20 protein-coding genes and 1 pseudogene are annotated in these 20,558 nt (G+C 68.7%); 10 read left to right on the plus strand and 11 right to left on the minus strand.

What is annotated here, in order from left to right; all coding sequences use genetic code 11:
- Both MLY01S_RS09195 and MLY01S_RS09200 read left to right on the plus strand, forming a co-directional pair.
- Positions 1-423, plus strand: a 423-nt coding sequence (locus MLY01S_RS09195; protein ID WP_169795146.1) for an integrase core domain-containing protein, incomplete at its 5' end; no start/stop codon positions are given.
- 278 nt (positions 424-701) lie between these two features.
- Positions 702-1,382 carry a metal-dependent transcriptional regulator gene (locus MLY01S_RS09200; RefSeq protein WP_067191406.1) on the plus strand — a complete coding sequence of 227 codons (681 nt, stop codon included), beginning with the start codon at positions 702-704 and terminating at the stop codon, positions 1,380-1,382.
- Between the two features lie 5 nt (positions 1,383-1,387).
- Here the strand turns inward: MLY01S_RS09200 and MLY01S_RS13135 are convergent, their stop codons facing one another.
- The 6 genes and pseudogenes from MLY01S_RS13135 to MLY01S_RS12835 form a co-directional block, all read right to left on the minus strand.
- Positions 1,388-1,885, minus strand: coding sequence for a metal-dependent transcriptional regulator (locus MLY01S_RS13135; protein WP_373279965.1), 498 nt, complete (start codon positions 1,883-1,885; stop codon positions 1,388-1,390).
- Between the two features lie 12 nt (positions 1,886-1,897).
- Positions 1,898-2,032: pseudogene (locus MLY01S_RS13140) on the minus strand (metal-dependent transcriptional regulator); the annotation flags it as partial.
- Positions 2,033-2,092: 60 nt separating this feature from the next.
- A complete protein-coding gene (locus MLY01S_RS09205; RefSeq protein WP_067191408.1) occupies positions 2,093-2,968 on the minus strand; it encodes a metal ABC transporter permease in 876 nt (291 codons plus the stop codon).
- Positions 2,968-3,705, minus strand: coding sequence for a metal ABC transporter ATP-binding protein (locus tag MLY01S_RS09210; protein WP_067191410.1), 738 nt, complete (start codon positions 3,703-3,705; stop codon positions 2,968-2,970). Before MLY01S_RS09210 ends, MLY01S_RS09205 begins: the two co-directional genes overlap by 1 nt.
- Entirely contained in the window at positions 3,705-4,649 is a 945-nt protein-coding gene (locus MLY01S_RS09215; protein ID WP_082740043.1) for a metal ABC transporter substrate-binding protein, read from the minus strand. Before MLY01S_RS09215 ends, MLY01S_RS09210 begins: the two co-directional genes overlap by 1 nt.
- Positions 4,650-4,678: 29 nt before the next feature.
- Positions 4,679-5,065, minus strand: coding sequence for a hypothetical protein (locus MLY01S_RS12835; RefSeq protein WP_209279962.1), 387 nt, complete (start codon positions 5,063-5,065; stop codon positions 4,679-4,681).
- Between the two features lie 144 nt (positions 5,066-5,209).
- Here MLY01S_RS12835 and MLY01S_RS09225 point away from each other — a divergent pair.
- The 5 genes from MLY01S_RS09225 (at position 5,210) to MLY01S_RS09245 (ending at position 11,773) form a co-directional block, all read left to right on the plus strand.
- A protein-coding gene (locus MLY01S_RS09225) for an IS3 family transposase (protein ID WP_135103371.1) occupies positions 5,210-6,402 on the plus strand; the annotation gives its coding sequence in 2 pieces (ribosomal slippage) (positions 5,210-5,494 and positions 5,497-6,402; 1,191 coding nt in all).
- A 20-nt stretch (positions 6,403-6,422) separates the two neighbouring features.
- Positions 6,423-6,986 carry a DUF3427 domain-containing protein gene (locus MLY01S_RS09230; RefSeq protein WP_174520650.1) on the plus strand — a complete coding sequence of 188 codons (564 nt, stop codon included), beginning with the start codon at positions 6,423-6,425 and terminating at the stop codon, positions 6,984-6,986.
- Between the two features lie 220 nt (positions 6,987-7,206).
- On the plus strand, positions 7,207-7,962 hold the full coding sequence (locus MLY01S_RS09235; RefSeq protein WP_067191417.1) for a hypothetical protein: 756 nt from the start codon (positions 7,207-7,209) through the stop codon (positions 7,960-7,962).
- Positions 7,959-10,817, plus strand: a complete 2,859-nt coding sequence (locus MLY01S_RS09240) for a hypothetical protein (RefSeq protein ID WP_067191419.1) — start codon at positions 7,959-7,961, stop codon at positions 10,815-10,817. The genes MLY01S_RS09235 and MLY01S_RS09240 overlap by 4 nt, the downstream gene beginning before the upstream one ends.
- Positions 10,818-11,140: 323 nt before the next feature.
- A complete protein-coding gene (locus tag MLY01S_RS09245; protein WP_067191421.1) occupies positions 11,141-11,773 on the plus strand; it encodes a hypothetical protein in 633 nt (210 codons plus the stop codon).
- A 215-nt stretch (positions 11,774-11,988) separates the two neighbouring features.
- Here the strand turns inward: MLY01S_RS09245 and MLY01S_RS09250 are convergent, their stop codons facing one another.
- From MLY01S_RS09250 to purB, 4 genes are all read right to left on the minus strand, one after another.
- On the minus strand, positions 11,989-13,584 hold the full coding sequence (locus MLY01S_RS09250) for a DUF1846 domain-containing protein (protein WP_082740047.1): 1,596 nt from the start codon (positions 13,582-13,584) through the stop codon (positions 11,989-11,991).
- Positions 13,585-13,607: 23 nt separating this feature from the next.
- Positions 13,608-14,825 carry a trimeric intracellular cation channel family protein gene (locus tag MLY01S_RS13095; RefSeq protein WP_067191423.1) on the minus strand — a complete coding sequence of 406 codons (1,218 nt, stop codon included), beginning with the start codon at positions 14,823-14,825 and terminating at the stop codon, positions 13,608-13,610.
- 199 nt (positions 14,826-15,024) lie between these two features.
- Positions 15,025-15,441 (minus strand): acyl-CoA thioesterase, encoded by a 417-nt coding sequence (locus tag MLY01S_RS09260; protein WP_067191435.1) that lies wholly within the window; start codon positions 15,439-15,441, stop codon positions 15,025-15,027.
- 366 nt (positions 15,442-15,807) lie between these two features.
- Positions 15,808-17,247: an adenylosuccinate lyase gene (gene purB / locus MLY01S_RS09265; RefSeq protein ID WP_067191425.1), complete on the minus strand. Its 1,440-nt coding sequence runs from the start codon at positions 17,245-17,247 to the stop codon at positions 15,808-15,810.
- 172 nt (positions 17,248-17,419) lie between these two features.
- On the opposite strand from purB, the gene paaI reads away from it, so the two are divergent.
- From paaI to MLY01S_RS09280, 3 genes are all read left to right on the plus strand, one after another.
- Positions 17,420-17,839, plus strand: a complete 420-nt coding sequence (gene paaI, locus MLY01S_RS09270) for a hydroxyphenylacetyl-CoA thioesterase PaaI (protein WP_245232198.1) — start codon at positions 17,420-17,422, stop codon at positions 17,837-17,839.
- Between the two features lie 10 nt (positions 17,840-17,849).
- Positions 17,850-19,199 carry a phenylacetate--CoA ligase family protein gene (locus tag MLY01S_RS09275; protein WP_067191427.1) on the plus strand — a complete coding sequence of 450 codons (1,350 nt, stop codon included), beginning with the start codon at positions 17,850-17,852 and terminating at the stop codon, positions 19,197-19,199.
- A gap of 185 nt (positions 19,200-19,384) precedes the next feature.
- Positions 19,385-20,020 carry a TetR/AcrR family transcriptional regulator gene (locus MLY01S_RS09280; RefSeq protein ID WP_067191438.1) on the plus strand — a complete coding sequence of 212 codons (636 nt, stop codon included), beginning with the start codon at positions 19,385-19,387 and terminating at the stop codon, positions 20,018-20,020.
- Between the two features lie 55 nt (positions 20,021-20,075).
- Here MLY01S_RS09280 and MLY01S_RS09285 read toward each other — a convergent pair.
- On the minus strand, positions 20,076-20,558 hold a 483-nt coding region (locus MLY01S_RS09285), incomplete at its 5' end, for a hypothetical protein (RefSeq protein ID WP_218000447.1).

Raw genomic sequence — 20,558 nt, forward strand, 5'->3', positions numbered from 1 at the left:
CTGCGCACGGACCTGGCGTTGGACGCGTTGGAGATGGCGTTCTGGACGCGTCAGCGTGCCGGCCAGGACGTGGCCGGGCTACGGCACCACAGTGATAGAGGAGCCCAGTACGTCGCGGTGCGCTACACCCAGCGGCTGGCCGAGGCCGGTGCAGTCGCCTCGGTCGGCTCGACGGGGGATTCTTACGATAATGCCCTCGCCGAGGCGTTCAACTCCCTGTTCAAGGCGGAGCTGATCCGGAACAGGGGCCCGTTCAAGTCCATCGAGGACTTAGAGATCGCGGTCGCGGAGTACATCGACTGGTTCAACCATCGTCGTGTGCACGGCGAGATCGGGCTGGTCCCTCCGGTCGAGTTCGAGGACGTCTACCATCATGAGAACCCCGTGCCGGCGCCTGCCGGGGCGGCACTTGCGAGCCTCTAACAAACCCGGGGCGATTCATACCGCCGGTGGCATCCTGAGCCCGGAACGAAACCCAGGGCACTTCACGGGGACGATGGTGGAAGCAGCGGTCAGCGATGGCTATCGCGTGCTGTGCATCGAGAAGGATGCGTTGTACGTTCCACTGGTTCAGTCACGGTTGGACCGTTAGCCGAGCCGTGGTCGGGGAGCTTCTGGCGACGAACGATCTTTGCCGTCTCGATGCCGTACTTTTGAATGGCGCCACGCCGTAGTTGTGAGTTCGGGGATATTCTGAGCTCATGTCCGTCTCTGAGTTGTCCGCGAGTACCCAGAACTATTTGAAGGCTGTGTGGGGTCTGACGGAGTGGTCGTCGGTGCCGGTGACTCCGACACTGATCGCGGAGCGAACAGGGTTGAAGCTCTCTTCGGTCTCGGATGCTGTCCGTAAGCTGTCGACGCAGGGTCTTGTCGAGCATGCTCCTTACGGTTCGGTGGAGCTGACGGAGACGGGACGCTCCTACGCGCTGGCGATGGTCCGTCGGCACCGACTGATCGAGTCATTCCTCGTCAGCGTCTTGGGCTACTCGTGGGATCAGGTGCATGACGAGGCTGAGCACCTCGAGCATGCGGTGTCAGATTTCATGATCGACCGGATCGACGAGTTCTTGAAGTTCCCCACCCGGGACCCTCACGGCGACCCGATCCCATCTGCTGACGGGACAGTGCACATCCCGGACGCGACGCAGCTGACCGGAGTCGGGGCGGGGCACCGAGTGGTCGTCGAGCGCATTTCGGACTCGGACCCAGCGCTCCTGCAGTTCTTCGAAGAGCATGGTTTCGTCATCGGATCAACACTGGAGATCGACGAAGGGGCGCCGTTCTCGGACGCATTGGACGCGCGAGTTGCGGGATCGGACGCCTCGGTAGCACTGGGCCGTTCGGCGACAGATGCACTCTACGTGTCTGTCGCGGCCAGTTGACGCTGTCACCGCGCAGCTTCGTTGTGGAGTGACGCATGGAGAACGGCTGCTCCGGCAGGGAGTAACGTGCCGTGCCATTGCGCTGTGCGGGCTTCGATAATGTCGACTTCCGCTGTGCTTGCCCGAATGTGTAGGCGTGTGCCGGGGCGAAGGCGTCGCTCGTCGAGGAACGCCAGTGTTTCGACTGGTGCATCGGCGACGCGTGTGATCCTCACGGGAACCCATCGACGGCGTGCGAGTTCCCACAGAGGGGTATCTTGATGGGATTCGATGCGACCGTCTGCGGTGGGGATGGGGTGCCCGTAGGGGTCGTGGGTGGGCTGGTCGAGGGCAGCTTCGATTCGCTGGAGGAAGCGGGGTGAGCTGCTGGCTTCCAATGCGTCGGCGTTCGTGGCGAGTTCACTCCAGGGCAGACTGAGGACATCGTGGAGGAAGCACCGAAGCATCCGGTTCACCCGCACTGCTCGCATCGTTTCGAGGTGTCCCGCTGGAGTAAGGAAGATGCTCTTGTACCGTTCGTGGTCGGCGAGACCGTCATCGACGAGTCGCTTTACCTGTTCGGACACGCTCCCCGGCACGAACCTCAGCACACGGGAAAGACCTGTGACTGTGACCGGAGCGTCACTGGTCTCGGTCAGGGACCAGATCGCACCGAGATACCGTGCTCTGGTCCCTGACCGGTCGCTCTTGCCGCGCGTGCGGGATGCCTTCTACTGCGCGGAAGCGAGTGCGCGTCTGCGGCGTGTGCTCACGATCCGGGTCCCGATGAGCCCGTGCCGGGGGCTGAAGAGGTAGACAAGCGCGAACACGGCTCCCTGCGCGAGGACGACCATGCCGCCGGAAGCGGTGTCGAGGTAGTAGCTCAAGTACAGGCCGATGACAGCGCAGGCTGCGGAGATGGCGGGAGCGATAAGGAGCATGCGCCCGAACCTGTCCGTGAGCAGGTATGCGGTCGCTCCCGGGATGATGAGCATCGCCACGACCAGGATGACGCCCACGGCCTGCAGGGCGACGACGGCGGTGAGGGCGAGGAGGCCGAGGAGAGCCGCGCCGAGGATCTTCGGGTTCAGATCGATTGCGTGGGCGTGGGTGGGGTCGAAGGCGTAGAGGGTGAAGTCGCGGCGCTTGGTGACGAGGATCGTGAAGGTGATCGCGCCGAGGATGATCACCTGAATGAGGTCGGCCCAGGACACGCCGAGCAGGTTGCCGAAGATGATGTGGTTCAGGTCGGTTTGCGACGGCGTGACGGAGATCAGCACGAGCCCCAGAGCGAACAGTGTCGTGAACACGATTCCGATTGCGGCATCTTCTTTCACTCTGCTGGTGTCTCTCACCGCACCGATGAGGGCGACAGCGAGGAATCCGAAGACGACCGCTCCGAGGGCGAACGGCGCCCCGACGATGTAGGCGAGGACCACTCCGGGGAGGACGGCATGGGAGACGGCGTCGCCCATGAGTGACCAGCCGATCAGGACAAGCCAGCACGAGAGCACCGCGCACACGATCGAGGCGATCAGGGTGGTCGCGAGGGCGCGGACCATGAAGTCGTAGCTGAGCGGCTCGAGGAAGAACTCGATCAGGTTCATCAGTTGTCGCCTCGGTTCAGGACGTCCAGGCCGAAGGCCAGGGCGAGGTTGTCGGGTTGGAGTACCTCGTCGGGGTCGCCGTGCATGAGCACGCGCCGCATCAGAAGCACGGCTTCGTCGGCCAGGTCGGGCAATGCGTGGAGATCGTGGGTGGAGACGAGGATCGTGGCCCCGCCGTCGGCGAGCTCTCGTAAGAGCCGGGTGATCGTGGCCTCGGAGCGTTTGTCAACGCCCGCGAATGGCTCGTCCAACAACAGGATCGTCGCGCCCTGAGCGATGCCCCGAGCGACGAACGCGCGCTTCTTCTGCCCCCCGGAGAGCTGCCCGATCTGCCGGTCGGCGTATTCGGTCAGTTCGACCCGTTCGAGCGCGTGGTCGACGGCGTCATGGTCGACTTTTCTCGCGTGGCGGGTGAATCTCATGTGCCCGTAGCGTCCAGTCATGACTACGTCGCGCACCGACAGGGGGAACGCCCAGTCGACGTCTTCGCTCTGGGGCACGTAGCCAACGGTCCTGGCCTTGCGTGCTTTCGTCGGGTTCTCACCGTTCACGCGTACGGTTCCGGAGTCGGGGCGCAGCAGCCCCATGATGGTCTTGAACAGGGTGGACTTCCCGGATCCGTTCATGCCCACAAGCCCGCATACACGTCCGGATTGGATGTCGAGGGTGGCGTGGTCGAGGGCGAGGACCTCACCGTAGTGCACGGTGACGTCGCGCACGGAGATCGCTGTCTCCATCAGTTACCTCCTGCCGTCAGGGCATCGATGATGGTGGTCGCATCGTGACGGATCAGCTCCAGGTAGGTGGGGACCGGGCCGTCCGCCTCGGAGAGGGAGTCGACGTACAGCACACCACCGAACTCGGCGTCGGTCGCTTCGACGACCTGCTGCATCGGGGCGTCGGACACGGTGGACTCGCAGAACACCGCGGGTACGTCGCCTGCGCGTACGAACTCGATCGCGGAGGTGATCTGCTGCGGGGTGGCCTGCTGCTCCGCGTTGACCGCCCAGATGTACTTCTCGGTCAGCCCGGCGTCCCGGGCGAGGTAGGAGAACGCACCTTCGCAGGTCACCAACGCCCGCTGGTTCTCGGGCAGGACCGACAGCTCGTCGACCAGCTCATCCTGCACCGTCTGCAACTCGGCCTTGTACGCCTCGCCGTTGGCCTCGTATTCGCTCGCGTTGTCGGGGTCGAGGTCGCTGAACGCCTCGACCATGTTGTCGACGTAGATCTGCACGTTCACCGGACTCATCCACGCGTGCGGGTTCGGCATCCCCGCGTAGGCATCCTCGCTGATGTCGATCGTCTCGACCCCCTCGCTGACCACGACGTGGGGCACATCCAACCCGTCGACGAACTGCGCGAACCACGCCTCCAGATTCATCCCGTTGTCGAGAATCAGATCCGCCTCCGACGCTCTGCGGATGTCTCCGGGGGTGGGCTCGTAGCCGTGGATCTCCGCCCCTACCTTCGTGATCGACTCCACCCGCAGGTTGTCACCGGCGACGTTCTCTGCGATGTCCGCGAGAACGGTGAACGTCGTCAGCACCACGGGACGCTCGTCGTCCGCTCCTGCATCGTTCTCGCCGGATGTCGCGCAGCCAGCAAGAGAGAGCGCGAGCACGGACGCTGTCAGAAGCGGCAGGGCACGGCGGGGAAGGAAGCGGGAGTTACGTGGCATGGATATTTCCTTAGTTAAGCGGGTGGCGTTCATGTGAGTGGTGGAAGCGGAGGGCGAGGTGTTGGGGGCGGGCCAGCGCGATGGGATGCGTTGATGAAGTGGTCGAGCTTGTCGGACGCTTCTCCGCGCAGGTACACGCCGAGCATGCGCAGGAGGTTCAGCGTCACCGCTTCGGGGTCGGAAGACGTTCGCAGCAGGCGACCGGCAGCGTCATGGTCGGCTTTTCGCACGGACTGAAACAAGGTGATGGCCTCCAGCCATGCACCCTCACTGCGCTGATCGGTGTGCGTCGTCTCATAGCCCACAGCATAGTGTTCGGCATGCCGTAGTTTCAAATGGTGGCGTGTCGTACATCTGTACACTACATTGATGTTATTACTAAATACGTTGCTCCAAGCACTGGTGAGGCACAACATGTAGTGGTTGCTGGCGGGGTGCGTCGCACCCGAAGAGCGAGGAGGATCGCCATGCCAGCCCTACCTGAGTCCCGGGGGACTGCTGCACGAATAGGTGACATCTGATCTGGCTTGCCCGAGCGGTGGGCCTGGAAGGATGTTGCTGTGCCTAAGCCCTACCCGAGCGAGTTCCGTGAAGATGTTGTGCGCGTCGCGAGGAGCCGCGAGCCCGGCGTGACCATCGAGCAGATCGCGAAAGACTTCGGAGTCCACCCGATGACGTTGCAGAAGTGGCTGCGCCGCGTCGACATCGACGAGGGCGCGAAGCCCGGCCAGACCCGGACCGAGGCTGCCGAGATCCGTGAGCTGCGGAAGCGGAACCGGCTCCTTGAGCAGGAGAACGAGGTGCTCCGCCGCGCGGCGGCGTATCTGTCGCAGGCGAACCTGCCGGGAAAAGGTTCTACCCGCTCGTGACGGAGCTCGCCACCGCAGGGATCCCTGTGACGGTGACGTGTCGGGTGCTCAAGCTCTCCCGCCAGCCCTACTACCGGTGGCTGGCTGACCCCGTCACCACGAGCGAGGTGGTGGAGGCGTATCGCGCGAACGCGTTGTTCGACGCGCATCGTGATGACCCGGAGTTCGGGCACCGGCTCCTCGCCGACGAGGCCCGCGATGCCGGTGAGGCGATGTCGGATCGCACCGCGTGGCGGATCGCGTCCAGCAACGGCTGGTTCAGCGCGTTCGGGAAACCCAAGCGCGGCAAGCACCGCCGGCCCGGCCCTCCGGTTCACGATGACCTGTGCGCGGTCGTCGATGAGCACGGCCGGACCCGGCACGTCTTCGCCGCCGATGCGCCGAACGAACTGTGGTTGACGGACATCACCGAGCACAAGACCGCCGAGGGCAAGCTGTACCTCTACGCGATCAAGGACGCGTACTCCGGTCGCATCGTCGGATACTCCATCGACTCGCGGATGAAGTCCCGCTTGGCCGTCCAGGCGCTCGAGAACGCCGTCGCGATGCGCCGTGATGTCGCCGGCTGTGTGGTCCACAGCGACAGGGGCAGTCAATTTCGCAGTCGGAAGTTCCGGCGCGCGCTCACCCGTCATCGCATGGTCGGAAGCATGGGCAGAGTCGGCTCGAGCGGAGACAACGCCGCCATGGAAAGCTTCTTCGCGTTGCTGCAGAAGAACGTCCTCGACCGCCGCTCCTGGACCACCCGTGATCAGTTGCGCATCGCCATCGTCACCTGGATCGAACGGACCTACCACCGCCGCCGACGCCAGGCCCGCCTGGGCCGTTTGATCCCCATCGAGTTCGAGACCATCATGAACACGGCCGTCGCACTGGCGACGTGACTACAACCTGTCACCTATTCGTGCAGCAGTCCCAGGTGACACAGTTGCTCGAGTGCTCGCTCGATGCGTCACGCACAGTGCCTGAGACTCTCCAGCTGCCGCGCGAAACGGCCCTCATGAGTCATGCGCATTACAAGCGAGAGGAGATTCTTGCTGGGCTCGACATTGCGACATGGGAGAAAAAGCAGAGCGGACACCGTGAGGGCGTGGCATGGTCGCATGTCTACTCGACCGACGCGTTCTTGGTGACGCTCAAGAAGGACGCCACGAGGTTCTCTCCGACCACCATGTACCGTGACTACGCGGTGAGTCCCTCCCAGTTCCACTGGGAGAGCCAGAGTGGGCTCGGTGCGAAGACGCAGACTGGACAGCGGTATCTGGCTAAGGAGAAGGGGGCAACGAACACGCTGATGTTCGTGCGGAACACCTCTTCTGACGAGATCGGCGACGGCGCGGCATTCCTGAACCTGGGAACCCTGCAGTTCGCGCAGTGGTCCGGAACCGAGCGCCCTATGCAGATCACGTGGGACTTGGATCGCCATATGCCGGCCGAGACGTTCCTCCAGGCAAGCGCGGCTCGATGATCAACAGATAACAACGTTGGGGGCATCAACGCGACGGAGGGGCCGACGAGCGAACGAGCAGTTGGGTTGAGAGAACGGCTGGAGCCCGAGCGGGAAGAGCATCAGCGGCAGTGGCACCCACGACGACCAATAACGGCTCGCCGGCACCCCATCCCGTCCACCCCGCTCCGTAGACTGATTCCCGGATGTGACGCCCGCGACAGGTCCTGGGAGGTGGGGGATGGGAAGCTGCGCCGCACGGTGGACGGCCCTCGCCGCCGTCCTCCATTCCGTCCGCCCCGACGTGGACCTGGATGTCCTGCGAGGACTCGTCATCCTCCCGGTCATCCTGTTCATCGGCCTGGCCGGCCTCGGCCTGCAGACCGTCCTCCGGGCCCGGCGCACCCGCGGCGCCGCCCAGGGCCGGGGCACCTTCGGCAACACGTCGAAGGGACGACGACGGCGCACCGACGCACCGGACTGGACGCCCCCGCACGGCGCGAAGCACGCCGCACCGCCGGCCACCCACACAGGGAAAGAGGAGAGCCCACGGGGAGCGGCCGTCGTCGGGAAGACGGCGGACGCGAGCTGGTACCGCAGCCACACCGACGACCCCAGCCTCGGCCTGCGCCACCGCCTCTGGCTGCTCGGCCTCGCCCTCTCCGCCGACGGCGCCCATGACCTGCCCTCCGGGCGGAAGGCCGTCACCGCCATGGTCCAGCACACCCACGCGGTGGAGGCCCGCACCGGCGGCGTCCGTGAAGGCCTCCGGCCCGGCCGAGCCGCCCGGGAGGCCGCACGGGCGGAGGACCTGCAGGCCCGTGCCGAGCAGGCCGCGCAGCTGATCGGAGACCTCGTCAACGAGGGCCACAGGGCACACCCGCCCGTGCACTTCGATCCCGAGGTGGCGGATGCCGGCTGGCAGTACGCCGGCGTGCAGGAGACGGGCACCCCCGCCCGGCACTGGGTTCGCCGCGCCGCAAGGAGGTCGCCATGACTCGCGACCCCCGCGGCCGTCAGTTCGACCGCGGCTTCGCCTCCGCCGTCTCGGGGAGGACCGACGCCGAGAAGACCGACGCTGCCGAACGCCGGCGCACGCTCATGGAGGACGACGGCCTGCTCCGCCACTGGGCCGACCTCTTCGTCTTCACCGCCCGCCGCGCCTGGACCGGCGCGCTGATCTGCGCCCTACTGCTCGGCGCGCTCGCGGTTCTCGGCTGGAAGGCCGTCAGCGCCGAACCCGAACACACCGCCACCATCACCGTCCAGGGCGAGGACACCACCACCGGCATTCGCCAACAGACCGTGGACGAGGTCACCGGCGGCGAACCCATCCCGTCCTGGCGGCAGCTGGACGTGCTCGTGCTTCCCGAGTACCTGGACGACGGGCAGCAGGACGCGGCCCTCGGCGACTACGACATCATCATGTCCACCAAGCCCGATGACCTCCCCGCCCACCTCGGCTACGCCAAGGACGAGGCCGGGTTCCTCATGACGGAGCAGGTCGAGGACGCCCTCGACCATGATCGACGGACCCCTGACGTCTTCGCCGCCCAGCTCGAGGGCCGCTACCTCTCCGATCTGGCCCGCGGCATGGGTCCCACCGCCGTGGTCAACGTGGTCCGGGACCTCGCCGACCACGGCTACACCGGCCCGCCACGGAATCTGCTCACCTGGTTCGCCTGGGGCATCGTGCCGTTGATCGGCCTGCTCGTCTGCGGGGCCGCGGCCCTGCGCTTCGGTGCCCGCGAACGCAGCGTGAAACGCGGCCTTCAGCGCGCCCAGGCCGCCCTGGCGCGCACCATGCTGCAGGAGCAGGCCCTCAGCCTGGCCGAGGCCAGCGTGGCCGACCGCAGCCGACGCGCGCGAGTGCGTGCAGGACGCCGACGGCTGCACGCGTACCTCGACCGAGCCGCCCGGCAGGAGCGGACCCTGCAACGCCGCGTGGACCGGCTGGGCGAACGCCTGCCGATCCCACGGATGTCTGCGGACACCATCGCCCAGGACAACCGGGACCACGTCCACACCCGCTCTTGGCGGCAGCTCGCCGTGGAGGTGGAGGAGCTGATCGCCGAGACCGAGCGGCTCAACGTGCAGACCGAGGCGGTCATTGTTTCCTCGGGGGTGCTCGCCGGCACCGCCGGCACGCAGCGCGCCCTCGACCGGATCCTCGGCCCCACCGCCACGGCCCTGCTTCGACTCAAGGCCCGGCTGCGGGACGCCCCCGCCGAGACCGTGGCCGGCAAGACCCTCGCTGCCCTGGACGACGCCCACGCGGACCTGCTCGCCCTCGCCCAGGATGAGGACCTCGCCGCCGGCACCGGGCGCTGGAGCGCCGCCGGCACCCGACGTTGGAGCGCCGCCGAGGACCGCCTCACCGCCGTGCTCCGTGATGTCGCCGGCCAGCTGCGCCGCTACCCGGTGCCCCCGAGGGCCCGCGACGAGGAGCCGCCCGAGCCGGAGGAGGCCGCGGCACGCCGCGAGCTCCGCGCCGGCCTCGGCTTGCGCTCGGACGCCGGCCTGCGCGACGCCCTCGCCGACGCCGACCACGCCGCCCGCACCCTCCTCGGACCCCGCGTCAACACCCTCGACGCCCGACCCGACCCCGACGACGAGGAGCGACGGCAGCGGCCGGCGCGTGCCGTCGTCGGGAAGGAGGCGGTGCCACCACGCCGACTGCTGGCCGGCACCAAGGCCGTCACTGCCGCCGGCCTCGGCGTCCGCGGGTGGACCGTCGCGCTGCTCCTGGCCTGGCTGCTCGCCTCCGTTGTGGCCGACGACGTCTACGAGCGGTACGGAAGAACCGACCTCGGCCCGCAGGTGCAGCAGCAGGCGCTGCAGGACGTACGGATCGACGGGCCGGGCGACGGCCTGGAGCCCGAACGGGTCAAGGAGATCCTGGGCGAAGACTTCCCCGGCGAGATGGAGGTCGTGGTGGCTGTGCGGAAGGCCGAGGAGTACCTTGAGCCACAGCCCGTGGGGTCCGGCGAGGATCTGGACGGCGAGGTCGATCCGGCAGCCGCCCAGGAGGGCGTGCGGCGCATCATGGGGGAGATCGACGGCATCGGCTCAGGCGCTGGCGGCGAGGTGCGCCCCGCGGCCATGGTGGTGCCGGTCTACGTGTGGGAGGACGGCATGCAGCAGGTCGGCTCCGCGCTGACCACCCTCGAGGGGCCACGGTCCGTGCAGGGTACGGCGAACCTGACGCGGATGCGCACCGCCGAGGAGCCCGACGAGATCAGCAGACTGGTGGCGGACGAGGCACGTAAGGCCGGTGACGAGCTCGCCGACATCCCAGTGCGTGCCACGGAGAGCTTCGACGTCGGCGGGGAAGTGCTGACGAAGCGTCTGCTGACCTGCGGCATCCTCGCCGGTGCGGCCGCGCTGCTGATGGTGCTCGACGCGCTGACCGGGCGGGCTGCCGGGCTGCGATGGCTCGGAGGGATGGGCCGTGCTGGGCGCAGACTGCGCCGCGTCATGCGGCGGGTGGAGAAGCTCATGCTCGGCCTGGACCGGTCCCGGATCGACGCGGTGGCCGTGCTGGGTGCCGGACCTGCGGGGTCCGTGAAGGAGGCCGGGCAGCGGCTCTATGAGCGTGAACTCGTGGCCGCCTGGCGTGAAGGCCAGATGCTCGCCGAGACCTCCGTGCCGGAGCGGGCCCGTGGCGGATTCACCGCGCGAGTGGCTCGGCTCGAGCGGACCGTGGCCGTGCTCGAGGCGCGGGGCGAGGGCGTGGTCGAGTGGGCCGAGGGCGTGGCTGGGCGAGGCGAGGACGTGGCTGGGCGGCGCGAGGACGTGGCTGGGCGGGCCGAGGAGGTGCTGGAGCGGTCCCTGCGGCACGCCGCGGTGTGAGCGGCCGGGCGAGGCGGAGGTGAGCGGCCGTCGTCGGGAAGCGTGAGCTTCGGCGGGCGGGGCTGGGCGCAATTGTCTGTGTGCTACGGGTCGGAAAGATGGTGCCGGCGGCGGTCATTCCGACGCTGCGGACACAGAGGGACCGTCAGTTCCGTCATTGGCCGGGATTTTGGGGACCTCGCATGGAAGCGGCTGCCCTCAGCACCCGAACGGCCGCCCTCCGCACCCGACCGGGACTGAAAACGGCCGCTCCTCTCCCAAGGCTGAGGCGCCGGGACGCTGACTGCTGGACCCGGCGCCGGGCCCTGCCTAGCGTGTGGGCCATGGACGCCATGACGCACCCTCTGCCCCCGTTGAAGGACCTCGTGGACCGCTGGGCCATCCACGCCGCACAGATCCAGGCCTCGTTCCCCGGCCGCCCCATGATCGAGGGCAGGCGGCTGAGTTCGGACGACGGCGGCGGCAGCTGGGCCACCCTCGACGTGGTGGACGCCGACCACGCGGTCCTCCGCGCCTGGGACCGCGACGACTTCCGGGCGCCCGAGGTGCCCATCGGTCCGGAGCTGGCCCAGCAGTACCCGGCCTGGTCGCACCCGTACCTGCCGAACGACGGGGACCGCGTGCCGACCCACCTGCTCGCCGTGTGGGAGGACGGGGCGTGGCGTTCGGCCGGGCATGAGGGGATGTCAGAGGACTCCCTCGACCACGTGCTGCCCATGCGGTCCGTCAGCGCGATGGCCACGTCCCTTGCTGACCTCGTGGAGTCCTACGAGGGGGACAGCGACGAGGACATCGACGACGAGGCCCTGCCGCCGGAGGAGGACGAGGTCGCCGCGGCCTGTGCACTCGGCGCGGGCATCGACGCGGGCACCCTGGCGACGCTGCTGCGCCACCCCGGCCTGGACGCCGAGGCCGGCGCCGCCGAGGCACGAAAGTTCACCGACGTGCTCGGCTGATCCGGGGAGAAACGGGGCCGACCCGCATCCAGCGCCAACACACCAAGGGGGCGACGTGCTCGGCTGATCCGGGCGGGACCGTCTGTGTGCTGCGGGTCGGAAAGACGGCGCTGGAAGCGGACATTCCGACGCTGCGGATACAGCTGCGGATACAGCTTCGGATACAGAAGGCGGGTCAGCGGCGTCACGGGCCCGGGGTAGCCACCCCTCGCCGCTCACCGCTTCCGGTACAGGCCCTTCTTCTGGAACACCGGCTCCGAGGTGACCAGCATGCCCAGGGAACGGAAGATGCCCTCGTCCACGCTGCCGAGGATCGTGGTGGTGTGGACGTCGCAGCCGTTCAGCTCGCCCAGCCGGTCCAGCGCACGGCGGGCCCGCTCGTCCGTGGCGGCGGAGACGGACAGGGCGATGAGCACCTCGTCCGTGTGCAGGCGCGGGTTCGAGGACCCCAGGTGCCGGACCTTCACCTCGGTGATCGGTTCGATGGCCGCGGGGGACAGGAGCGTGGCCTCGTCCTCGATGCCTGCCAGGTGCTTCAGCGCGTTCAGCACCATGGCCGCCGAGCATCCGAGCAGCGGCGAGGTCTTGCCGGTGATGAGCGTGCCGTCAGCCAGCTGCAGGGCCGAGCCGGGCTCGCCCGTGCGGGCCTGGACGGCCAGGGCGGCGTCCACCACGGGACGGTCCGCGGAGGACAGGCCCAGGCGGGACATCACCAGGGCGATGCGCTCGGAGACCTCGTCGTCGTCCCCGGCGATCGCCTCGGCCACCACCGCCTTGTAGTAGCGGCGGATGACCTCCTGCTCGGAGGCGGCGCGGCAGGCGGCGTCGTCCACGATCGCGTGGCCGGCCATGTTCACGCCCATGTCCGTGGGGGACTTGTACGGGCTGGCGCCGGTGAGCTTCTCCAGCAGGGCGGCCAGCAGCGGGAACACCTCGACGTCCCGGTTGTAGGAGGTGACCTGCTCGCCGTAGGCGGCCAGGTGGAACGGGTCCAGCAGGTTGATGTCGTCCAGGTCCGCGGTGGCGGCCTCATAGGCCACGTTCACCGGGTGCTCCAGCGGCAGGTTCCAGATGGGGAACGTCTCGAACTTCGCGTAGCCGGACCGGATGCCGCGGGCATGGTCGTGGAACACCTGGGACAGGCAGGTGGCCAGCTTGCCCGAGCCGGGCCCCGGGGCCGTCACGACGACGAGGTCACGCGAGGTCTCCGAGTACTCGTTCCGGCCGAAGCCGTCCTCGGAGACGATCCGGCGGGTGTCCTGCGGGTAGCCCGGGATGATGCGGTGGCGGGCCACCTTCATGCCCAGGCGCTCGAGGCGCTCCAGGAACGCGATGGCCCGGTGGTTCGACTCCTCCAGCTGGGTGACCACCACGTGCTCCACCAGGAAGCCGCGCTCACGGAAGACGTCCACGAGGCGCAGCACGTCATCCTCATAGGTGATGCCCAGATCCGCGCGGACCTTGTTCCGCTCCAGGTCCTTCGCGTTGAAGCAGACCAGGATCTCCGTCTCGTCCTTGAGCTTCTCGAGCATCGCGATCTTGTTGTCCGGGGTGAAGCCGGGCAGGACGCGGGAGGCGTGCAGGTCGTCGAAGAGCTTGCCGCCCATCTCCAGGTACAGCTTTCCGCCGATCTGATCGCGGCGGGCCTGGATGTGCTTCGACTGCAGCTCGATGTACTTCTCGCGGTCGAAACCGAGTCGCCGGTACGCCGGCGGCTCGGGCGGGGTCTGCGGAACGTTCGCCGGAGTGTCGGCCGGGGCAACCCCGGCAGGGTGCGGGGCGGAGACGACGTGGTCAGACGAGCCGGTCATGGGACATCAGGCTAGCCGACGGCTCAGCGGTTCTCGCCGTCCGCGTCGCGCTTGACCCAGTCGTCCTCGGGGGCGTCATAGGAGCGGGTCCAGCCGGTGCGCGGATCGGTGACGTCCATGATGCCCGTGGCGGCGTCCAGGCGGGCGACCCGGCCGGATGCGCGGTCGAGCACCGTGATGCTCTCCGTCTGCGGGTCGTAGTCCTCCACGTGCACGCGGGAGGCGTAGTCGTCCGAGGTGACCGAGAGCTCCACGTCCGAGTCCCAGCCGTCCCAGCCGTCCTCGCCCACCAGATGCGAGTCCGCGTGGACCTCCTGCCGGGGCGCGTCGTGCGCGGTCGGACGGGCCCCCTGGCGCGGATCCTGGCCGGCCGGCGGGACGATCGGGATGTCCCGGGTGTAGACGTCCTCCACGGCGTCGTAGTGGAAGCCGTCGGGGGCCGGAGCGGCAGCGGCCGCACGCTCGGCGACCTCCTGCGCCTGCGCCTGCGGCATCGGACCGTAGACGCGGCGGCCGATGCGCATGCGGTGGCGGGCCGCCTGCTGCGCCTGCACGGCGGCGGCCCGCAGACGGTCGATGGAGTCCCGGTCCATGGAGATGTCCGCACCGGGCAGCCTCCACTGGTAGCGGTAGCCGAGCATGCGGATGGTGAAGATCAGCGCCGCGATGAGAAAGCCGGTCACCGCGTTCAAGGCGCCCTGCAGCCCCACGGTGACGGCCACGATCGCGCCCACGACCGTCGGCATCGCATAAATGCCGCGCGGGTCGAACAGCGAGGGGACCTCATTGGCCACGATGTCCCGGAGCATGCCGCCGCCGAGTGCCGTGACGGTCGCGATGACCACGCAGGCCACCGGATTCGCACCGGTCTCCAGGGCGACCATGGCGCCGGTGACCGTGAACAGGGCGAGGCCGCCGGCGTCGAACAGGGTGATGGTCAGGTTCAGCCGATGCGGGGCGATCGCCTTCACATAGACCAGCAGGGACACCAGCACCGGCGGAGCCAGGTAGATCGGATTGTCCAGGGAGGCCGGCAGGCCGCGGTCCAAGAGGATGTCCCGTGTGAAGCCGCCGCCCAGGCCGGCCAGCAGGGACAGCGCGAGCGAGCCCACCAGGTCGAACTGCTTGCGCGAGGCCAGCAGCGCCCCCGAGGTGGCGAAGAAGAAGATCCCGATCAGGTCCAGGGTCGTGAGCAGCCACGGGGCATCGGTGAGGGCGTCGAAGAACTGCTGCACGTCCACAGGCTGCTCCTTCCGTCGGGTTCGGGGTCCACCGGCCATTGTGTCCGGTCCGTGTCCGGTCCGTGTTCGGTCCGGCACTCACCGGCCATTGTCCCGTGAAGCGCGCGGGGCGCAGCGCGGGCGAGGTGCAGGTGAAGCGCAGGGCAGGTCTAAGTGAGGCACGGGCGTTCGGGGAGGAGCCGTCGTCGGGACGCGGGGATCAGGTGCGGGGCTTGGAGACCGACATGGAGGTGGGGATGCGGTCGCGCTTGAAGGTGATGTCCGTGTAGCCGTGCGGCTGTGGGTTGCCGTTCTCGTCCAGGGAGACGAACACGATCTTGTCGATGGTCAGGATGACCTCGCCGGTGATGATGTTGCGGACCTTCGCGCGCATGGTCAGTGAGGTGCGGCCGAACTTCACCGCGCGCAGGCCCATCTCGATCATGTCTCCCTGCCGGGCCGAGGACACGAAGTTGATCTCCGAGATCAACTTGGTCACCGAACGCGGATTCCCCATCTGGATGATCGCGTAGATCGCCGACTCCTCGTCGATCCAGCGCAGCAGCGACCCGCCGAACAGCGTGCCGTTCGCGTTGAGGTCCTCCGGCTTCACCCACTTGCGGGTGCGGAAGATCATGTCCTCGTCCGCGGTGGTGGAGGCTGCCGTGGCGGAGGCGGCGGCGTCGGAGGCGGAAGCGGCGGCGTCGTTCTCGGCGTTCATGGGACCAGAGTAGCTCTGCGGGTCGACCGACCGGACGGTACTCCGGCCTGTGGGCTGAGGCCTCCCGCGGCGGGGTCCGATGCGCGAGCCGGCAAGGGTGGTGCGGCGGAGGTGGAGCGGTGGCCGCGGAGCTGGCGCTTGGCGGGATCGACGGTTTGTCACCGGATCGCAGAGAATCTCTGCGGTTCCGTGACAAACCATCGATTATCAGCCACCGGCCACTCAGCCACCGGCCACTCAGCCCCCGGCCACTCAGCCGACCCGGCCACACGAGCCGCAGGCTCAGCCGCGCGCCGGGCCGTGCTCCTTCGCCAGGTCCGCGGCGATGCCCACGTAGGTCGCCGGGGTCAGCTCGAGCAGGCGCTGCTCGGCTCCCTCGGGCAGGCCGAGACCCTTCACGAACTCGCGCATGCGCGCCCCGTCCACGCGGTGCCCGCGGGTGAGCTCCTTGAGGCGCTCATAAGGGTTGTCCAGACCGTCGGCGCCGCCCAGTGCCTCGGCGCGCATCACGGTCTGGACGGCCTCGCCGAGCACCTCCCAGTTGGTGTCCAGGTCCTCGGCGAGCACCGGCTCGGCGACCTTCAGCTGGCCCATGCCCTTGGTGACGTTGGACAGGGCCAGCACCGAGTGACCCAACGCCACGCCGATGTTGCGCTGCGAGGTGGAGTCGGTGAGGTCGCGCTGCCAGCGGGACTCCACGAGCGTGGCACCCAGCGAGTCCAGCAGCGCGCAGGAGAGCTCGAGGTTGGCCTCGGCGTTCTCGAAGCGGATGGGGTTCACCTTGTGGGGCATGGTGGAGGAGCCGGTGGCCCCGGCGACCGGGACCTGCGCGAAGTAGCCGATGGAGATGTAGGACCATACGTCCACGCAGAAGCCGTGGAGGATCCGGTTGAAGCGGGCGATGTCCGCGTACAGCTCGGCCTGCCAGTCATGGGACTCGATCTGGGTGGTCAGCGGGTTCCAGGTCAGGCCCAGGTGCTCCACGAAGGTCCGGGCGACCTCCTGCCAGTCCGCTTCCGGGGCGGCGGCCAGGTGTGCGGCGTAGGTGCCGGTGGCGCCGTTGATCTTGCCCAGGTACTCCTGGGCGGCCACACGCTTCACCTGGCGGCCGAGGCGGTGGACGAACACCGCCATCTCCTTGCCCAGGGTGGTGGGGGTGGCCGGCTGGCCGTGGGTGCGGGACAGCATGGAGATGTCCGCGGCGGTGGCGGCCATGGCCGAGATCGCCTCGACGGCGGTGCGGGCGGACGGCAGCCAGACCTGCTCCACCGCGTCGCGCACGCCGACGGCGTAGGCGAGGTTGTTGATGTCCTCGGAGGTGCAGGCGAAGTGCACCAGCGCGGTCTTGTCGCCCAGGCCGAGGGCCTCCAGGCGGCGGCCGATGAAGTACTCCACGGCCTTCACGTCATGCACGGTGACCTTCTCGATCTCCGCGAGCTCGGTGACCTCCTCCGGGCCGAAGTCCGTGACGATGGCGCGCAGGCCGGCCTTCTGTTCCTCGGCGAGCGGGGCCAGGCCCGGCAGCACGGACTTCTCGCACAGGTGGATGAACCACTCCACCTCCACGTGGATGCGGTTGCGGTTCAGGGCCGCCTCGGAGAGGTGCTCGACGAGGGGCTCCACCGCGGCGCGGTAGCGGCCGTCGAGCGCAGCGAGGGCGATGCCGGAGGGGCCCAGCGGGCGGCGGTCAGCGGACAGGGAGGCGGAGGGCTGGGTGCTCATGGGGTCATTCTTCCATCCCGCGTCACACGACCACGATCAGTGACCGATGCCACGTCAGGGCTTGACGTGACTCACTCCGCTGGAGTTACCTAATGATCGTTCAGTAATTGCGAACGCGCCCTGCGCGCGCCGTCGTGCGGCCCCACATCCCTGACCGCAAACGAGGAGCATCGTGACCGACCTGCCTGCCCACCCCATCCTCGAGGGTGACGCCGCCAGCGCCTGGATGGGCCTGACGGTGGAGACCGCCGAGAAGGACCATGCCGTGGTCCGCATGACCGTCCGCGACGAGATGGTCAACGGCTTCGGCATCACCCACGGCGGCATGATCTTCGCCTTCGCGGACTCCTGCTTCGCCCTGACCTGCAACGACCCTGACGCGGACGGCTCCACCATCACCGTCGCCTCCGGCGTGGACGTGAACTTCCTGGCCCCCACGACGGCCGGGCAGAGCCTCATCGCCGAAGGGAGGCTGGTCTCCCGCGCCGGCCGCTCCGGCGTCTACGACATCACGGTGACCACGGAGGACGGCGCGGTCGTCGCCGTCTTCCGCGGCCGCTCCCGCACCATCCCGAACCCCGCCGCCCGCTGAGGAGAGACCCATGATCGAGGCATCCATCCCCAACCCGTACACCCCGGCGCCGGTCCCGGCGAACCCGGCCGAGCGCGGCCGGCGTGACCCGGAGGAGACGATGAGCCGGGACCAGATCGAGGCGATCCAGTTCGAGCGCCTCCGCTGGACCCTGCACCACGCCTACGAGAACGTGGAGGCCTACAAGGAGCACTTCGACGCCCACGGCGTGCACCCGTCTGACTTCAAGGAGCTGGCCGACCTCGCCAAGTTCCCCTACACGGACAAGGAGTTCCTGCGGAAGAGCTACCCGTTCAAGGCGTTCGCCGCGAAGGGTCCGGAGCTGCGCCGCATCCACGCCTCCTCCGGCACCACCGGCCAGCCCACCGTGGTCGGCTACACGGACAACGACATCGCCACCTGGGCGAGCCTGGTGGCCCGAGTGCTCCGCAACGCCGGCGTGAAGCCGGGCGACCGCGTGCACAACGCCTACGGCTACGGCCTGTTCACCGGCGGCCTGGGCGCCCACTACGGTGTCGAGCGCTGCGGCGCCGCCGTGATCCCGATGTCCGGTGGCCAGACCGAGAAGCAGGTGCAGCTGATCAAGGACTTCGAGCCGTCCGCGATCCTCTCCACCCCCACCTACCTGCTGACCATCGCCGACGGCTTCCGCAAGATGGGCCTGGACCCGCGTGAGACCTCCCTGAAGACCGCGGTGCTCGGCGCCGAGCCGTGGACCGAGGAGATGCGCCGCGAGATCGAGCAGACCTTCGGCCTCGACGCGCTGGACATCTACGGCCTGTCCGAGGTCATGGGCCCCGGCGTGGCCGGCGAGTCCGCCGAGTCCAAGGACGGCTCCCACATCTACGAGGACCACTTCCGTCCGGAGATCATCGACCCGTTCACGGACGAGGTCCTGGAGACCGGTCACCCCGGCGAGCTCGTGTTCACCTCCCTGACCAAGGAGGCGCTGCCGATCATCCGGTACCGCACCCACGACCTCACCCGCCTGCTGCCGGGCACCGCCCTGCCGGGTCACCGCCGCATGGGCCGCATCACCGGCCGCTCGGACGACATGATCATCCTGCGCGGCGTGAACCTGTTCCCCTCCCAGATCGAGGAGCTGGCCCTCCAGATCCCGGCCCTCTCCCCGCACTTCACCCTCGAGATCACGCGACCGAACCGCATGGACGAGATGGCCGTGAACATCGAGCGCCGTCCGGAGTTCTCCAGGCAGGACGCGGAGAGCGGTGCCCGCGTGCTGCAGAAGGAGATCAAGACGAAGATCGGCTCGTCCTGCACCATCAACGTGGTCGAGCCGGACACCCTCGTCCGCTCCTCCGGCAAGCTGCGCCGCGTGTACGACCGCCGCAACGACTGACGCCTGCCCGGCCGACCCCCGGTGCCGCCGTCTGCGACGGTCCGCCCACCGGCCGACTTCCGCCTAGAGTGGGTCTTCCAGCCCCACAGGAGGACACCGTGAGCCCGCAGACCGCCGCATCCCACGACGACGGCACCCGCCTCGGCGAGCCTCTCACCGGGGTGCGCCCGGTCGTCTCCCGGCCCATGCCGGGCGAGCCCGGCGGCGGGCCTCGGGCGGCCTCGGCAGGGTCGGGCGGGCCTGCGCGCCGCGGCCGTCCCGGCTATGACCGGCAGACCCTGATGGCCGTGTGTGTGGACGTGTTCATCCGCCACGGCTATGACGCAACGTCCATGGGCATGCTGGCCAAGCACCTGGGCATCTCGAAGTCCGCGATCTACCACCACGTGGACTCGAAGGAGGCCATCCTCGAGCAGGCCCTCGATGACGCACTCGGTGCTCTCGAGGCGGCGTTCGATGCCGTCGAGGCCGGTGGGGGCTCGGCCGGTGAGCGGGTGGAGGCCGCCGTCCGCGGCACCCTGCAGGCTCTGGCGGACCACATGCCGCAGGTGACGCTCCTGCTGCGGCTGCGCGGCAACTCGGACGTGGAGCTGCGCGCCATGGAGCGCCGCCGCACCATCACCCGGCGCCTGGGCGCCCTGCTGGAGGCCGGCCAGGCAGAGGGGACCGTCCGGGACGACGTCACCCCGCGCAACCTCGCCCGCCTCACCCTGGGCATGATCAACTCGATCGTCGACTGGTTCCGCCCGGACGGCCCACACACCGTTCAGGACATGGTCCACTCCGTCACCGGCGTGGTCCTCAGGGGAGTGCGCGGCTGACGCACCACCCGGCGACCGTCCGAGGCGAGGCGGCTCAGTCCCGAGGCGGGGCGGCTCAGTCCCGCAGCGGCTCTCCGATGACGTCGGCGAGGGCGTCCACGGCCTCCGCGTGCCGCTCGAGGACAGCGGACGGATCCTCGTCCGGTGCGGTGCTGTCCGTGATGGAGATGACGCGGTTGCCGTCGACTGCGACGGTGCCCACGTAGACCCCCTGGCCGTCGCCGCGGTCCGTGGCGAAGGTGTAGCGGGTGCCCTCGCCCCACTCGTGCTCCTCGTGGCCCGAACCGGCGGTGGCGACCACCGCGGTGGCGACCACCGGCTCGCCAACGCACTCCTGGTTGTCGGCGACCGTGAGCATGGCCTCCACGTAGTCTGCGGCGCCGGCGGTTCCCTCGAACGTGTCCACCTCCACCAGGTACGGGGCGCTCACGGTGTCCCCGTCTCCGCCGGCGGCGGGTGACTCTCCGGAGAAGCGGGTGGTCTGTGCCGTGGCGGCGGCGTAGACCTCGGCCCGGGCCACGACGTCCTCTCGGCACTG

It is taken from the genome of Micrococcus lylae NBRC 15355 (assembly GCF_001570885.1).
Taxonomy (GTDB): Bacteria; Actinomycetota; Actinomycetes; order Actinomycetales; family Micrococcaceae; genus Micrococcus; species Micrococcus lylae.

What these genes read in the sequence shown, in the direction of transcription:
- MLY01S_RS09205 (WP_067191408.1), bottom strand. Translation starts at nt 2,968, where the DNA reads ATGAACCTGATCGAGTTCTTCCTCGAGCCGCTCAGCTACGACTTCATG.
- MLY01S_RS12835 (WP_209279962.1), bottom strand. Translation starts at nt 5,065, where the DNA reads ATGTTGTGCCTCACCAGTGCTTGGAGCAACGTATTTAGTAATAACATC.
- MLY01S_RS09245 (WP_067191421.1), top strand. Translation starts at nt 11,141, where the DNA reads ATGGACGCCATGACGCACCCTCTGCCCCCGTTGAAGGACCTCGTGGAC.
- MLY01S_RS09275 (WP_067191427.1), top strand. Translation starts at nt 17,850, where the DNA reads ATGATCGAGGCATCCATCCCCAACCCGTACACCCCGGCGCCGGTCCCG.
- MLY01S_RS09260 (WP_067191435.1), bottom strand. Translation starts at nt 15,441, where the DNA reads ATGATCTTCCGCACCCGCAAGTGGGTGAAGCCGGAGGACCTCAACGCG.
- MLY01S_RS09200 (WP_067191406.1), top strand. Translation starts at nt 702, where the DNA reads ATGTCCGTCTCTGAGTTGTCCGCGAGTACCCAGAACTATTTGAAGGCT.
- MLY01S_RS09240 (WP_067191419.1), top strand. Translation starts at nt 7,959, where the DNA reads ATGACTCGCGACCCCCGCGGCCGTCAGTTCGACCGCGGCTTCGCCTCC.
- MLY01S_RS09235 (WP_067191417.1), top strand. Translation starts at nt 7,207, where the DNA reads ATGGGAAGCTGCGCCGCACGGTGGACGGCCCTCGCCGCCGTCCTCCAT.
- MLY01S_RS09250 (WP_082740047.1), bottom strand. Translation starts at nt 13,584, where the DNA reads ATGACCGGCTCGTCTGACCACGTCGTCTCCGCCCCGCACCCTGCCGGG.
- purB (WP_067191425.1), bottom strand. Translation starts at nt 17,247, where the DNA reads ATGAGCACCCAGCCCTCCGCCTCCCTGTCCGCTGACCGCCGCCCGCTG.
- MLY01S_RS09215 (WP_082740043.1), bottom strand. Translation starts at nt 4,649, where the DNA reads ATGCCACGTAACTCCCGCTTCCTTCCCCGCCGTGCCCTGCCGCTTCTG.
- MLY01S_RS09280 (WP_067191438.1), top strand. Translation starts at nt 19,385, where the DNA reads ATGCCGGGCGAGCCCGGCGGCGGGCCTCGGGCGGCCTCGGCAGGGTCG.
- MLY01S_RS09210 (WP_067191410.1), bottom strand. Translation starts at nt 3,705, where the DNA reads ATGGAGACAGCGATCTCCGTGCGCGACGTCACCGTGCACTACGGTGAG.